The sequence below is a fragment of the Streptomyces sp. NPDC053513 genome (assembly GCF_044544765.1).
GTDB classification, from domain to species: domain Bacteria; phylum Actinomycetota; class Actinomycetes; order Streptomycetales; family Streptomycetaceae; genus Streptomyces; species Streptomyces litmocidini.
In genome coordinates this window covers 264,026-278,326 of sequence record NZ_JBITXP010000006.1, presented here as the reverse complement: position 1 = coordinate 278,326, position 14,301 = coordinate 264,026, and the positions used below count along the sequence as shown (strand labels likewise).

The window sequence follows — 14,301 nt, the reverse complement described above, 5'->3', positions numbered from 1 at the left end:
GGAGCGGCCCCGTGTCCCGGCGCCCGCCGCCTCGTCGTACGTCTCGGCCTTCGAGAGGCTCCGGAGTTCCCGGGCGGGCTTGCGGCCCTGCTCCCGGGCGGGCTTCCCGTCCCGTCAGTCGGCCGGCTCGCCCGGCGCGGGGTGCTCGGGATGGACGGTGCCGTCGCGCGTCCCGCCCCGGGGGCCCGTGCCCGCCTCGTCGGTGGCCGGCGCCTTCCCCCCGTCGCGCCCGTCGGGGACGGGGACGGACAGCGGGTCGTCCGCCGTGGCCTGCTGGTCCTCGGGGTCCCGGGGCAGCGGCTCGTCCGCACGCGGCTTCCGGTGCTCACTCATCCTGATCTCCTCGTCTCCTCGCCTTCCGGCGTCCTGGTCTTCTCTTCCGGCGTCCTGGCCTCCTCGCTTCCGGCCCTCGGGCCGCCCCGGTTCACAGGGGTGGTGGAACGCCTCCGTCGCGCCCGGCCTCCCCCTCCTCGCTGAGCGGCATCAGCGCGATGCACTCGGCGTCGATCCTGTCGGCGACCTCCGTCAGCGCGCCGACCAGCGCCTCGACCGTCTCCGGTTCGAGGCCCGAGTCGTCGGCGTCGGCCGAGTCCAGCCAGTGGGACGCGAGGTGTCGCAGCAGGAGGGTCACTTCGTCGGCGGGGAGCAGGAGGGGACCGCCGGGGACGTGGACGAGGGACATCGACGCGTTCATGGGGAACCGACCTCCGCGGTGCGGGACGAGCAGTCAGGGCAGCGGGTCCGCCTTCTCCCGATCGGGCCCGAGGAGCGGGCGGGGTTCCGGTCCCGTCCTTCCTCCCGACCGACTACCCGGTGCCCGGTGCCGTACGCGTGGATCACGCCCGGTGCCGTCCGCGCGCGTACGCGTGAGGGCCGGATCGCGCGGGTAGACGCGGGGCCGAAGGAGGGCGGGACGGCGGAGGAACGCGCCGGACGCGGGGGCGGACAGCGGAAGGACGGACGACCATGCTGTTCCTGCTGGGTCTGCTGCTCCTCGGGGCGACCGGCGCCTTCATCGGGCTGGCCGTCTCGGAGAACACCGGAGGCCCCGACCAGACCGTCATGATGCTGGACCACCGCATCGCCACCATGAACGGCCTCGCGATCTTCCTCGCCGGCATGGCGCTGGCCGTGATCGTCGGCCTCGCCTGCGCGATGACGGCGGCGGGCGCCGCACGGTCCCGGCGCCGCCGGGCCCTCGGCCACCGCGCCCACGAGCCGGCGGGGTCGCCGTCCCGTCCGCGGGACCGCGACCCCTACGAGGAGCGGGACGTGACGTCCCGTACGGAGAACGAGACCACGGCCGCCGGGGGACGGAACCCCCGCCGCCACCACTTCCGTTTCGGGCACTGACGGCCGTCGGCGCGCCGGCGGGCTCCGCGCGGCGGAGCAGCCGCACGCGGCGCGAGGCCCCGTACGGCCGGAAAGGACTCGGTCATGACCGCAGCACCCACCACCCCCACGACGCTCGGCCCCGACAGCGACCTCTCCCGGGTCTTCGAACTCGCCCAGCAGCTACGGGTGGACTCGGTGCGCGCCAGCACGGCCGCCGGCTCCGGCCACCCCACCTCCAGTCTGTCGGCGGCCGACCTGATGGCGGTCCTGATGGCCCGCCACCTCCGCTACGACTGGGCGACGCCCGACAACCCGGACGGCGATCACCTGGTCTTCTCCAAGGGGCACGCCTCGCCCCTGCTGTACGCGATGTTCAAGGCGGCCGGGGCGATCGGCGACGACGAGCTGATGACGACGTACCGCCGCTTTGGCCACCGCCTCCAGGGCCATCCCACGCCCGAGCTGCCCTGGGTGGACGTGGCCACCGGCTCCCTCGGCCAGGGCATCGGCTACGCGGTGGGGATCGCGCTCGCGATCCGGGACCTGGAGCGGCGGGCCTCCCGGGTGTGGGTGCTGTGCGGTGACAGCGAGACCGCCGAGGGCTCCGTGTGGGAGGCCCTCGACAAGGCCGGGCACCACCGGCTGGCCAACCTCACCGTCCTGCTCGACGTGAACCGCCTCGGCCAGAGCGGGCCCACCGAACTGGAGTGGGACACCGACGCGTACGCCCGCCGCGTCGAGGCCTTCGGCTGCCGGGCGATCGAGGTCGACGGCCACGACCTCGAAGCGGTCGACCTGGCCCTGACCGAGGCCGCCGACGGACGGGCGCCCACCGTCGTCGTCGCCAGGACCGTCAAGGGCCGTGGCGTGGCGGAGGTGGCCGACAAGGCGGGCTGGCACGGCAAGGCGCTCCCCGAGGACCTGGCCGCACGCGCCGTCGCCGAACTCGGCGGCGTCCGCGACCTGCGGGTGCGCGGCCCGCGCCCACCCGGGCACCCCGGCCCCGCGCACCCCGACGGCCGGCACGCCGGCCCGGTGGAGCCGCCCCGCTACGAGGTCGGCGACGAGGTCGCCACCCGGGTCGCCTTCGGCGCCGCCCTGGCCGCCCTCGGCGCCCGCCCCGAGGTCGTCGCCCTGGACGCGGAGGTCGGCAACTCGACCCATGCCGAGGAGTTCGCGAAGGCCCACCCGGAGCGGTACTTCCAGACGTACATCGCCGAGCAGCAGATGATCGCGGACGCCGTGGGCATGGCCGTGCGCGGCTTCCGCCCGTACGCCACGACCTTCGCCGCCTTCCTCACCCGCGCGCACGACTTCGTCCGGATGGCCGCCGTCTCGCGGATCACGATGGCCCTGTGCGGGACGCACTGCGGGGTCGAGATCGGCGCGGACGGCCCTTCGCAGATGGGGGTGGAGGACCTCGCCATGATGCGTGCCGTCCTCGGCTCCACCGTGCTGTACCCCTCGGACGCCACCTCCGCGGCCGCCCTGACCACGACCATGGCGGACCTGGACGGGATCTCCTATCTGCGCACCACTCGCGGGGCGTACCCCGTCCTCTACGACGGCGACGAGACGTTCCCGGTGGGCGGCTCGAAGACCCTGCGCGAGAGCGCGGACGACCGGGTCACGCTCGTGGGCGCCGGTGTCACCCTGCACGAGTGCCTGGCGGCCGCGGAGGAGCTCGCCGACGAGGGCGTACGGGCCCGGGTCGTCGACCTGTACTCGGTCAAGCCCGTCGACGTGGACACCCTCGCCCGTGCGGCCCGGGAGACCGGCGCGCTCGTCGTCGTCGAGGACCACCATCCCGAGGGCGGGCTCGGCGAGGCCGTCCTGTCGGCCCTCGCCGTGGCCGGGGCGCATCCTGCCTTCGCCCATCTCGCCGTCACGGAGCTGCCCGGCTCGGGCACCACCGGCGAACTCCTCGACGCGTGCGGCATCTCCCGCACCCAGGTCGCCGGGGCCGCCCGGGCGCTGGTCGCGCGGTAGGCGCGTTCCCGGTCGTCCCGATCGCCTCGGCCGTCCCGATCATCTCGGCCCTCCCGGCCGCCTCGGTCGACCCGCCCGTCTCGGTCGCCTCGGTCGCCTCGATCCTTCCGCCCGTCTCGGTCGTCCCGGCCGCCTCGGTCGGAAAGTCACTCCTTCCGATGATTCCTGTCGGTTGGGCGGGCTCTGCGTGTTATCACCCCTGCACGGTCCGCCGTACGCGACCATGACGGACGCCGAAACCGTCACGATGAGCGGAAGAAGGACCCACGTGCCCGGCAGCGAGAGCGAGAACCCGGCGATCCCCTCGCCCACCCCCACCGAGACCCGGCCCAAGACCAACAGGGACTGGTGGCCGAACCAACTGGACCTGCAGGTACTCCATCAGCATTCGCCCCTCTCCGATCCGATGGACACGGACTTCGACTACGCGAAGGAGTTCGCGCAGCTCGACGTCGACGCGCTGAAGCGGGACGTCATCGCGGTGATGACGGACTCCCAGGACTGGTGGCCCGCCGACTACGGTCACTACGGGCCGCTCTTCATCCGGATGAGCTGGCACGCCGCGGGGACGTACCGCATCGCGGACGGCCGGGGCGGCGGCGGCCAGGGCGCCCAGCGTTTCGCCCCGCTCAACAGCTGGCCGGACAACGCGAGCCTCGACAAGGCGCGCCGGCTCCTCTGGCCGGTCAAGCAGAAGTACGGGCGGAAGATCTCCTGGGCCGACCTGCTGGTCTTCGCCGGCAACTGCGCCATGGAGTCCATGGGGTTCAAGACCTTCGGGTTCGGCTTCGGACGTCCGGACGTCTGGGAGCCCGAGGAGATCTTCTGGGGCCCCGAGGACACCTGGCTCGGGGACGAGCGCTACAGCGGCGACAGAGAGCTCACCGGCCCCTTCGGCGCCGTGCAGATGGGCCTGATCTACGTCAACCCGGAGGGCCCCAACGGCAACCCGGACCCGATCGCCGCCGCCCGGGACATCCGCGAGACGTTCGGGCGCATGGCGATGAACGACGAGGAGACCGCCGCGCTCATCATCGGCGGCCACACCTTCGGCAAGTGCCACGGCGCGGTCGACCCCGAGTACATCGGCCCGGAGCCCGAGGCCGCCCCCATGGAGCAGCAGGGCCTCGGCTGGCGGAACTCGTACGGCAGCGGGAAGGGCGCCGACGCGCTCACCAGCGGGCTCGAGGGAGCGTGGACGAACGAGCCGACCAAGTGGGACAACGGCTACCTGGACAACCTGTTCCGGTACGAGTGGGAGCTGACGACCAGCCCTGCCGGCGCGCAGCAGTGGACCCCCAAGGACGCGTCGGCGAAGGACACCGTGCCCGACGCGCACGATCCGTCGAAGCGGCACGCCCCGATGATGCTCACGACGGACCTCGCGCTGCGGATGGACCCGGTCTACGCGCCGATCGCGAAGCGCTTCCACGAGAACCCCGACGAGCTCGCCGACGCGTTCGCCAGGGCCTGGTACAAGCTGCTGCACCGTGACATGGGCCCGCTCTCGCGCTACCTCGGCCCGTGGATCCCCGAGCCGCAGATCTGGCAGGACCCGGTCCCCGCGGTCGACCACCCGCTGGTCGGGGAGGCGGACGTCGCCGCCCTCAAGTCCAGGATCCTCGACTCCGGGCTCTCCGTCTCCCAGCTGGTCACCACCGCCTGGGCGTCGGCCGCGAGCTTCCGCGGCACCGACAAGCGCGGCGGCGCCAACGGGGCGCGGATCCGGCTCGCGCCGCAGAAGGACTGGGAGGTCAACTCCGCGCCCGAGGTGGCCCGGACGATCGAGACCCTGGACGGGATCCGCCGGGACTTCGAGGGCGCGGACGGGGCGAGGATCTCGCTCGCGGACCTCATCGTGCTCGGCGGCTGCGCGGCCGTGGAGCGGGCCGCGAAGAACGCCGGGTACGACCTCACGGTCCCGTTCGCGCCGGGGCGCACGGACGCCTCGCAGGAGCAGACCGACGTGGAGTCGTTCGCGGTCCTCGAACCCCGGGCGGACGGCTTCCGCAACTACCTCCGGGCGGGCGAGAAGCTGTCGCCGGAGACCCTGCTGCTCGACCGCGCCAACCTGCTGACGCTGACCGCTCCCGAGATGACGGTGCTCGTCGGCGGCATGCGGGTGCTGGGCACCGGGTTCGGGCAGGCGCGGCACGGGGTCTTCACCGACCGGCCGGAGACGCTGACCAACGACTTCTTCGTCGGGCTCCTGGACATGGGCACGGAGTGGAAGGCCTCGGCGTCCGAGGAGAACGTCTTCGAGGGCCGCGACCGCGTCACGGGCGAGGTGCGGTGGACCGCCACCCCCGTCGACCTCGTCTTCGGTTCGCACTCCCAGCTGCGGGCCCTCTCCGAGGTGTACGCGGCGGCGGACGGGGGCGAGAAGTTCGCGCGCGACTTCGTGGCCGCGTGGGACAAGGTGATGAACCTCGACCGGTTCGACCTGCGCTGAGCGCGGCGCGCCCCGGCCGGCTCACGGGCCGGCCGGGGCGTTCTTCCGGCATCGGGTGGTGGCGTCAGGTGGTGAGGAGCCGGTTGAAGAAGGAGCGGTACTGGCGCAGGGCGGTGCGCAGGTCCTCCGTGTCGACGTCCTCGCCTTCGCTCCACTGGCCTTCCAGGTCCTTCTTGCGGTCGGCGAAGGTGGCGGCGAGCCGCTGGATCACCTCGGTGACCAGCTCGTCGGCCTCGTGCACGGCTCCCCGGGGGTCGTCGACGAACCGGCCCTGGATCTCGCGCCAGCGCGTACGGAACGCCTCGTCGGCCTCGGCGTCGAGGAGGCGCGGCAGCTGATCGCCGGAGCCGGGTTCCGCGCCGGTGCCGGACTCCGTGCCCATGCCGGACTCCGTGCCGGTGCCGGTCCTCCTGTCGGTGCCGGTCCTCCTGTCCGCGCCGGTCCTCCTGTCCGTGCCGGGTCCCGTGTCCGTACCCGGCCCCTCGTCCGTACCGGGCCCTGCGTCGGTACCGGCTCCCACCTCTGCGCCGGACCCCGCCTCGCGCAGCTCGGCCCCGCGCCGGTCGGCCTCGCGCGGCTCCGCCTCGCGCACGTCCTCGTCGGCGCGCGTGTCGGGCGGGATGTCGGTGCTCTCCCCGGGGTACACGGGTGGCGCTTCGGCGTCGCCGCCCCGTGCCGGTGTGTCGTACTCGCGTCGCATGGCGCGTCCTCCTGGTCAGCTCCGGCCCTGTCCGGACGCGTCGCCGTTCGAGAGAAGTTCGTCGAAGAGCGCCCGGTAGTGGACCATCGCGCCCCTCAACTGCTCGGTCGTGGCCTGCCGCGAGGAGCTCAGGGCGTTGATCTCGTGCGCCGCCTGGTAGTGCTCCAGGGTGCGGCCGTGCTCCACGGAGAGGTCCCTCATCTGCTGTTCGAAGCCCTCCGTGGGATAGCCCCGCTCGCGCATGAGCGAGGTCACCAGCGTGTCCGCGTCGTGCACCGCGCCGTCGGGGCGGTCCACGAACTGCTCCTGCACGCTGCTCCACTGCTGGGCGTAGCGCTCCCGCGCCCCGCTCGACAGCGGCTTGATGTCCAGGTCCTGGTGGCGCTTCTCCCGCTCCTGGAGGTCGTGCTCGGCGGCCCGCCTGCTCCCGGCGTCGTCGACGGCGCGGTCGTACTCGGGCCCGAAGCGCTCGCGCAGCCGACGGCGGCGCCGCCGGTCCAGGGCGATGGCCAGCACGATCAGCGCGATCACCACCACGACGGGTATGACGATGGCCAGAATCGTTCCTGTCGACATCGGCCTCGCTCCCTCGGCTCTCGTCGATATCCACGGCGGCTGCCCAGGCGCGCCGGGCTGAAACGGCCGCCGCGGGTGCGGGGCCCTGCCTGGTGGTGTGGACACCAGGTGCGGCACACACTCCCTCGGGGCGCCGGGCACTGCCACTGTCGTCCCATGACCCAGCACAGCACTCTGATCACCGGCGCCACCACGGGGATGGGGCGCGCGCTCGCGCTCGATCTGGCGCCCCGCGGCGGCACCCTCCTCCTGCACGGCCGGGACGCCGGGCGCCTTGAGGCCGTGGCCGCCGAGGCCCGTGCCGCGGGGCCCGGCACCACGGTCCGCACCTTTCTCGCCGACCTCTCCGACCTGGACCAGGTGCGGGCGACGGCCGCCCGGATCCGGGCGACGGAGCCGCACCTCGACGGGCTGATCCACAACGCGGTGGCGGGCGGCGGCGCGCAGCCGCTCGTCCGGGAGCTGAGCGCCCAGGGCCACGAACTCCGCTTCGCGGTGAACCACTTGGCTCCGTACGCGCTCACCCGCGCCCTGCTGCCCCTGCTCACCGCCTCGGCCCCGGCCCGGGTCGTCAACGTCGCCTCGATAGGTCAGGAGGCCGTCGACTTCGACGACGTGATGCTGGAGCGGGGCTACGAAGGCCTGCGGGCCTACTGCCGGAGCAAGCTGGCCATGATCATGGCGACCTTCGAGCTGGCGGCCGAGCTGAAGGGCACCGGCGTCACGGTGAACGCCCTCCACCCCGCCCACCTGATGGACACGCCCGGCCTCCGCGCCTACGGCCTCGCACCCGTCACCACCACGGAGGAGGGCGTCCGCCCCACCGTACGACTGCTCCTGGACCCGGACCTGGCCACGGTCACCGGCCGTTACTTCGACCGGTTCACCGATGCGCGGGCCCATGAGCAGGCGTACGACGCCGGGGCCCGCGAGCGGCTGATGAAGCTGACGCACGAACTGACGGAGCGGGTCTGGTGGGACGCGTGACGGGGACCGGCGCCGGAGTGTGACGGGGACCGGCGCAGGGGCGTGGCGGGTCACGCGGCGGGGGCGTGAGCTCTGGCCTCCGGCCTCTAACCCGCTCCGTCGCCGCCCGTCTCCTCCCGCGCCGTCCGGGCCGCGTTCTCCAGGAGGAGCGCGTGGACGAAGGCCTGGGGGAGGTTGCCGCGGAGGCGGCGGCGCCGGACGTCGTACTCCTCGGAGAACAGGCCCGGCGGACCGGTGGCGCTGCGGGTGCGCTCGAACCACCGCGCCGCGGCGACCGGCCGGCCCTCGACGCGGCAGGCGGCCGTCATGAGGAAGCCGCAGAGGAGGAACGCTCCCTCCGAGTCGCCGAGCCGGGTGGCGTCGTCGCCGTGGAAGCGGTAGACGAAGCCGTCCTCGGTGAGCTCCCGTTCCACGGCCCGGCGGGTGGCGGTGAGCATCGGGTCACCGGGCGGCCAGGTCGAGGAGGCCAGCGGCCGCAGCAGGGCCGCGTCGGGACGGGGGTCGCCGGCGGCGCGCTGCCAGCGCCCCGAGGGGTGGGCGCAGCGGCGGCGGGTCTCGGCGAGGATCCGGTCCGCGAGGTCCCGCCAGCGGTCCGCGTCGGGCGGGCGGATGTCCCTGGCGGCGGCCCGCAGCCCGCACACCGCGGCGAGCCGCGAGTGCGTCCACCACGCCGGCGGCAGCTCCCACAGGCCCGCCTCCGGGCGCGTCCAGTTCTCCTCCAGGGCCGCGACGGCGGTGTGCGCGGCCTTCACGCCGTCCGCGTCGAGCCGGTCCTGGCGGCCCGCGGCGGCGAGCAGTTCGAGGATCTCGCCGAAGGTGTCGAGCTGGAACTGGTTTCCCGCGCGGTTGCCGACGCGGTCGGCGGCGCCGGGGTAGCCGCTGAGCGGCAGGGTCCGTTCGTCGGGTACGGGCCGTCCGTCGACGCGGTAGGCGGGCCGCAGCCGGTCGCCGTCGGCGAGCACGCGCGCGGTGGCGACGCCCACGGCGGCGTCGGTGAGCGGGTGGGGGCCGTGGGCGGCGACGGCGAGGCCCGCGTAGCACTGGTCGCGCAGCCAGGCGTACCGGTAGTCGTAGTCGCGCTCGGAGCCGGCGTGCTCGGGGAGCGAGGTGGTGGCGGCGGCCACCATCGCCCCGGTGCGCGGGTTGGTGAGACCGGTGAGGACCGCGTACGCCTGGCGGACGTCACGGGTCGCGGGCAGTGCCGTGCAGTCGGGGATCGCCGCGGTCCAGTGCCGTTCGGTGCTCCACCAGGCCCGTCCGGGGGGCACGGGGGTGTCGAGGGGGCGGTCGGAGAGCTCCAGGACCAGGTCGTGCCGCGCGCCCTCGGGCAGGGTCAGCCGGGCGGTGAGTTCGCCGTCGGAACCGACGCGGGCGTCCGTGAGGCCGCGCAGCCGCATCCACAGCCCGCCCCGGGAGGCCTCCCAGGTGTCGGGGCCGGTGCGGTGCGGCAGCAGGGGCGGGTCCGCGCCGTAGCCGCCGCGCACGGCGAGCCGTACGGTGACGGCCGCCGCGCCCTTTACGGCGTGGAGGCGGCGCAGCACCGTCGCGCGGTGGGGGTCGGCCGGTGCGGCGAGGGCGTTGCGGCATTCGACGACGCCGTCCTCGAGGGTCCAGTGGCCGGTCCACACGAGGGAGCCGTCGTGGTACGCGCCCTCGGCCACGCGCCACGGTTCCTCCGGGCACACCTGGAAGGCGCCCGCGCCGCCGATGAGTTCGGAGAAGACCGCGGGGTCGTCCCAGCCGGGGACGCACAGCCACACCAGGTCCCCGTCGGGCCCCAGGAGCGCGGCGCGTTCGCCGTCGGCGAGGAGCGCGTAGTCGCCGAGCGGCCGGGGCCGGTGCGCGGGGCTCCGCGGAGTCGTGGCGGGCATGGGGTCGTCACCTCCCGGACCTCCCGGGCGGCTACCCCGTGGGCTCGGCGCGTACTCCCCGTGGGGTCGGTCCGAGGGGGGCCATCACTCCCCTGGACGGCGCACCGCGCCGCGTCGGTCACCGCCCGTGAGACTCGTTTGGACCGATCCCCCGCACGAAGGAAGAGAAGCATGGCCGACAAGCCCACCATCGTCCTGGTCCACGGTTTCTGGGGCGGCGCCGCCCACTGGGCGAACGTCATCGTCGAGCTGAACAAGCGCGGCCACGACAGGATCCGCGCCGTCGAGAACCCGCTCACCTCCCTCGCCGACGACGCCGAACGCACCCGCAAGATGATCAAGCAGGTGGACGGTCCGGTGGTCCTCGTCGGCCACTCCTACGGCGGCGCGGTCATCACCGAGGCGGGCGACCTGCCGAACGTGACCGCGCTCGTCTACGTCGCCGCCTTCGCGCCGGCCGAGGGCGAGAGCCCGGGCGGGCTGAGCCAGGAGGTGCCGCCCGCCGCCATCGAGAACCTCGCCCCTGACTCCGACGGCTACCTCTGGATCAGACAGGACAAGTTCCACGAGAGCTTCGCCCAGGACCTCGCGCCCGACGAGGCGTTCGTCATGGCCGTCACCCAGAAGGCGCCGCTCGCCTCCGCCTTCGGCGACAACGTCACCGCGGCGGCCTGGCGCAACAAGCCGGTCTGGTACCAGGTGTCCACCGAGGACCGCATGATCCACCCGGACAACGAGCGCCGCATGGCCCGGCGCACGAACGCGCGCAGGATCGTCGAACTCGACGCGAGCCACGCCTCCCTGGCCTCCCGGGCGGAGGAGGTCGTCGACCTGATCGAGGAGGCGGTCCGCGAGACCGCCGGCTGACCCGGTCCCCGTACCGGCACCGCCGCCGCGTTCCCGTACGGCGGACGCGGCGGCGACGGCGCGGTCCCGCGAGCCGGTGGCCGCGCGGGCCTGACGGGTGATGTTCGCGCGGGTCGGCGGCGCCCCGGGCCGCCGCGCCGCCCCCACCGGCCAATACTCCGGCCATGAGCCCACTCCGCACCAGGACCGGGCCGCTCCGGTCCGTCCCCCGGTCGCGCCGTGCCGCGGTCACCGCCGTCGCCGCGCTCCTCGCCCTCTGCGCCCCCACCGCGGCGACCGGTGCCCCGGCGGCCGACGGCCGCCCCCACCGGCCCTGCGTCGCTTCCCGGCCGCCCGAGCGGGGCCCGGCGCGCGACGTCCTGCGGATCGCCGAGCGGGCCAAGGCGGAGATGGACCTCAAGTCCGTGATCCTGCGGGTCACCGTCGACGGCCGCGAGGTCGTCACCGCCGCGCTCGGCGAGTCGATGACGGGCGTTCCGGCCGCTCCCGCCCTGCACTTCCGGAACGGGAACATCGCGATCAGCTACATGGGCACGGCGCTGCTGCGGCTGGTCGACCGGGGCGTGGTGCGCCTCGACGACCCCGTGGCGCGCTGGCTGCCGGGGCTCAAGGACGGCGACAGGATCACCCTGCGGATGCTGGCCGCCTCCACCACCGGTCTCGTCGACTACGTCCGGCTGCCGGAGTTCCAGCGGGCCGTCGTCGCGGACCCGTTCCGCCGGTGGACGGCCGACGAACTGGTACGGCTGTCGACGAGCAAGGAGCGCTGGTACGAGCCGGGCACCAACTGGAGCTACTCGCACGCCAACTTCGTCCTCCTGGGTGCCGCGCTGGAGAAGATCACCGACACGCGCCTCGACGTCCTGCTCCGGCGCGAGGTCCTGGGCCCGCTCCGACTGCGCGAGACCCGCAACGGTTTCACGCCCGACGTCCCCGCGCCCGTCCTGCACGCCTTCACGTCCGACCGCGGGACGTACGAGGAGTCGACGTTCTGGAACCCCTCCTGGACCACCGCCCCGGGCGCGGTGGAGACCACCGACATCTGTGACCTGGCGCGTTCGGCCGCCGGCATCGGCTCGGGCCGGCTGCTCTCGCCGTCGTCGTACCGGGAACTGCTGGATCCGGGGACGGTCGGTCTGGGGCACGCCACCGAGAAGTGCCCGGCGAAGGTCTGCCTCGCGCAGACGGAGGCCGCCCACGACGGCCTGGGGGTGCTCGTCCTGGGCGACTGGGTGTCCCAGCACCCGTTGTTCTTCGGGTACTCGGCGTCCCAGAACTACCTGCCGTCCGAGCGGCTGGCCATCGCGGTGTCGACCACGGACGGCCCGAACGCCGCGGCCGGCCACTCGGCCCACACGATCGCCCGGCGCATCGCGGCCGCCCTGGCCCCGGCCCACCCCGTCCCCGACTTCGGCTGACGGCCGCCCCGGGCCGCCGCCGGGTCCTCGACCGGCATGCGCCCGGCGGCCTCAGACCGCCGCCGGGTCCGCGTCCGGCGTGTGCCCGGCGGCTTCGGCGGCGGTGTAGGAGGAGGCGAAGGTGAAGGCGCGCGGGGACGGGCCGTGCGCCCGCAGGTCCGCCAGCCGTTCGACGGCCTCGTCGAGGGTGGGGACGTGTCCGGCGGGGACCCACCAGAGCACCAGGTGCGCCTCGACGTGCCGGTGGAACCAGTCGCGGCGCTTCCGCATGACCTCCAGGTGCCCGCTGCGGTAGGCGAAGTCCCACAGGGCCTCCTGGGTCTCCCAGACCGACAGGTTGACGATGACGTCGTCGCCCAGCGGGCGCAGACCGGTGGCGTCGGCCTCCCCCTCGCCGATGAGCCGCCACACGAAGCCGGGGGCCGTGTCGGCGGCGGCGTTGACGGGGTCGAGCATCTCGACGAACGGCGCCACGCGCGGGTCGTCGAGGGGGTGGAGGAGCCGGGAGACGTTGAGTTGGGCGAGGTGGGCGGAGTGCCGGGGCGTGGTCATGACCTCATCCCAGCACGCACCGCTTTTCTATGTCAATGAAGATTGTTTTTAGAAGCTTCGGCCGTCACCTCGGCCGCCGCCTCGACCACCACGCAGCACTCCCCCGGCCGGGCGTCCATGCGGGCGCGGACGGGACCCTCCGTACCGAACAGCCCTTCGAGAAGTGCGAGGTTCATGCCGCAGACGAGGGGTGGGAAGCTCTCGGCGACGGCGTGGAAGGGGCAGTTGCGCATCCGGACGACCTCCACGGCCTCCTCCTCGGCGCCCTCCCGGTACGGTTCGTAGCCGCGCGCCGCCAGCACCTCCAGGGCCTCTTCGAGGTTCCCGCAGGGTCCCGCCGGGTCGCGCAGGGCCTCGCCCCGGCGGCGCGCCGCCGCGCAGAGACCGGCGTCGAGCCCGGCCTGTTCGGCGGCCTCGGCGAGCAGTTCGGCGGCGGTGCGGTAGTCGCGGGCGGGCAGCGAGACCGACCGTTCGCCCCGCGCCCGCGTGTACACCTTGGCGGGGCGGCCGGCCCCCGGCCCCGAGCGCCCCGAGAGGCGGCGGCTGCCGCTCTCCAGCAGTCCGGCCCCGGTCAGCCTGTCCAGGTGGTGGGCGGCGAGGGTCCGTGCCACTCCGGTCGCCTCGGCGGCCTCGTTGCGGCCGACCTCGCGGCCCTGCGCCACCACGTACTCGTACAGGCGGCGCCGCACAGGGTCCTGCAGCACCGCGATCGCGTCGATGTCCTCCATCGGGCCATTCTAGGAACAACGCGGATTGGCGATAGAGAGTACGCTGGCCGGCGCTGGGACCGCCGGAGGACCGGGAGCGTGTGGTGACGGAAGCGACGGAGCCGGTTGCGCGCGTGCGCAGACAGCCGCGGCAGGCGCGCAGCCGGGCCCGGGTCGAGGCCATCCTCGGCGCGGCCGACCGGATCCTCTCCCGGGAGGGGTACGAGGCGCTGACGATGCGGCGGATCGCCGAGGAGGCGGGGGTGCCGGTCGGCAGCATCTACCAGTTCCTCCCCGACAAGGGCGCGGTGGTGGACGCGCTCGGCCGGCGCTATCTGGAGGCCTTCGGGACGGCCGTCGACGAGCTCGTCGAGCGGGCCCTCGCGGGTGAACTGACCGACCTGGTGGGCACGATGGTGGACGTCTACGCCGAGCTGTTCCGGTCGCAGCCGGGCGGCATGGCACTGTGGGCCGGCCGGCACCTCAGCCCCGAGCTCGCCCGCGCCGACGAGGCGAGCAACGCGCTCGTCGCCGACGGCCTGCGGCGCATCGTCGAGCACCTGACCGGCGGATCCGGCGACGAGCGGGCGCGCCGGGCGACGCGCATGGCGGTGTGGGCCGCCAACGCCGTGCTGCACGAGGTGTTCAAGAGCGACGGCGAGCCGGACCTGGAGACCGTGGACGAGCTGAAGCGGATGCTGCACCGCTACTGGGAGGACCTGCGCGTCCGGCTGACGGCCGGGGAGGGGTGAGGCCGGGGGCCGGGGATCCGTGCCGTCAGAGCCATAGAACGTGAACGCGCGTTCATGTTACGGTGCGGCCCACCTCGGACGGCAAGCCGGCAGTG

Annotated in this window: 14 protein-coding genes; 7 read left to right on the top strand and 7 right to left on the bottom strand. The window is 74.1% G+C overall.

The genetic code is table 11. The features are described from left to right. Positions 1-114: 114 nt before the first annotated feature. Positions 115-333, bottom strand: coding sequence for a hypothetical protein (locus ACIGW4_RS13420; RefSeq protein ID WP_399580277.1), 219 nt, complete (start codon positions 331-333; stop codon positions 115-117). A 91-nt stretch (positions 334-424) separates the two neighbouring features. Continuing rightward, entirely contained in the window at positions 425-694 is a 270-nt protein-coding gene (locus ACIGW4_RS13415) for a DUF6213 family protein (RefSeq protein ID WP_123456414.1), read from the bottom strand. A gap of 272 nt (positions 695-966) precedes the next feature. On the opposite strand from ACIGW4_RS13415, the gene ACIGW4_RS13410 reads away from it, so the two are divergent. The 3 genes from ACIGW4_RS13410 to katG all read left to right on the top strand — a co-directional run bounded on the left by ACIGW4_RS13410 (position 967) and on the right by katG (position 5,776). Then, complete coding sequence (locus ACIGW4_RS13410) at positions 967-1,353, top strand: hypothetical protein (protein WP_399580274.1); 387 nt, start codon at positions 967-969, stop codon at positions 1,351-1,353. A gap of 84 nt (positions 1,354-1,437) precedes the next feature. Beyond that, entirely contained in the window at positions 1,438-3,324 is a 1,887-nt protein-coding gene (locus ACIGW4_RS13405) for a transketolase (protein WP_399580272.1), read from the top strand. A gap of 247 nt (positions 3,325-3,571) precedes the next feature. Next, on the top strand, positions 3,572-5,776 hold the full coding sequence (katG, locus tag ACIGW4_RS13400) for a catalase/peroxidase HPI (protein WP_399580270.1): 2,205 nt from the start codon (positions 3,572-3,574) through the stop codon (positions 5,774-5,776). A gap of 64 nt (positions 5,777-5,840) precedes the next feature. Here the strand turns inward: katG and ACIGW4_RS13395 are convergent, their stop codons facing one another. Together ACIGW4_RS13395 and ACIGW4_RS13390 are read right to left on the bottom strand one after the other, a co-directional pair. After that, on the bottom strand, positions 5,841-6,476 hold the full coding sequence (locus ACIGW4_RS13395) for a hypothetical protein (protein ID WP_398709286.1): 636 nt from the start codon (positions 6,474-6,476) through the stop codon (positions 5,841-5,843). Positions 6,477-6,491: 15 nt separating this feature from the next. Then, positions 6,492-7,052 carry a hypothetical protein gene (locus tag ACIGW4_RS13390; RefSeq protein WP_123456410.1) on the bottom strand — a complete coding sequence of 187 codons (561 nt, stop codon included), beginning with the start codon at positions 7,050-7,052 and terminating at the stop codon, positions 6,492-6,494. Positions 7,053-7,208: 156 nt separating this feature from the next. Here ACIGW4_RS13390 and ACIGW4_RS13385 point away from each other — a divergent pair, with 156 nt between their 5' ends. Next, a complete protein-coding gene (locus ACIGW4_RS13385; protein WP_123456409.1) occupies positions 7,209-8,039 on the top strand; it encodes an SDR family NAD(P)-dependent oxidoreductase in 831 nt (276 codons plus the stop codon). A gap of 86 nt (positions 8,040-8,125) precedes the next feature. Here ACIGW4_RS13385 and ACIGW4_RS13380 read toward each other — a convergent pair whose 3' ends face one another. Continuing rightward, positions 8,126-9,910, bottom strand: a complete 1,785-nt coding sequence (locus ACIGW4_RS13380) for a glycoside hydrolase family 15 protein (RefSeq protein WP_399580268.1) — start codon at positions 9,908-9,910, stop codon at positions 8,126-8,128. A 171-nt stretch (positions 9,911-10,081) separates the two neighbouring features. Here ACIGW4_RS13380 and ACIGW4_RS13375 point away from each other — a divergent pair, with 171 nt between their 5' ends. Next, positions 10,082-10,777: an alpha/beta hydrolase gene (locus ACIGW4_RS13375; protein ID WP_359590402.1), complete on the top strand. Its 696-nt coding sequence runs from the start codon at positions 10,082-10,084 to the stop codon at positions 10,775-10,777. 164 nt (positions 10,778-10,941) lie between these two features. Next, complete coding sequence (locus ACIGW4_RS13370; protein ID WP_359590403.1) at positions 10,942-12,195, top strand: serine hydrolase domain-containing protein; 1,254 nt, start codon at positions 10,942-10,944, stop codon at positions 12,193-12,195. 51 nt (positions 12,196-12,246) lie between these two features. On the opposite strand, the gene ACIGW4_RS13365 is transcribed toward ACIGW4_RS13370, so the two are convergent. Beyond that, on the bottom strand, positions 12,247-12,747 hold the full coding sequence (locus ACIGW4_RS13365) for a DUF3291 domain-containing protein (protein ID WP_123456405.1): 501 nt from the start codon (positions 12,745-12,747) through the stop codon (positions 12,247-12,249). Between the two features lie 32 nt (positions 12,748-12,779). Beyond that, on the bottom strand, positions 12,780-13,475 hold the full coding sequence (locus ACIGW4_RS13360; RefSeq protein ID WP_399580264.1) for a helix-turn-helix transcriptional regulator: 696 nt from the start codon (positions 13,473-13,475) through the stop codon (positions 12,780-12,782). Positions 13,476-13,588: 113 nt separating this feature from the next. Between ACIGW4_RS13360 and ACIGW4_RS13355 the strand changes: the two genes are divergently transcribed. Further along, positions 13,589-14,206: a TetR/AcrR family transcriptional regulator gene (locus ACIGW4_RS13355; RefSeq protein WP_359590406.1), complete on the top strand. Its 618-nt coding sequence runs from the start codon at positions 13,589-13,591 to the stop codon at positions 14,204-14,206. The last annotated feature ends 95 nt before the right edge of the window (positions 14,207-14,301 follow it).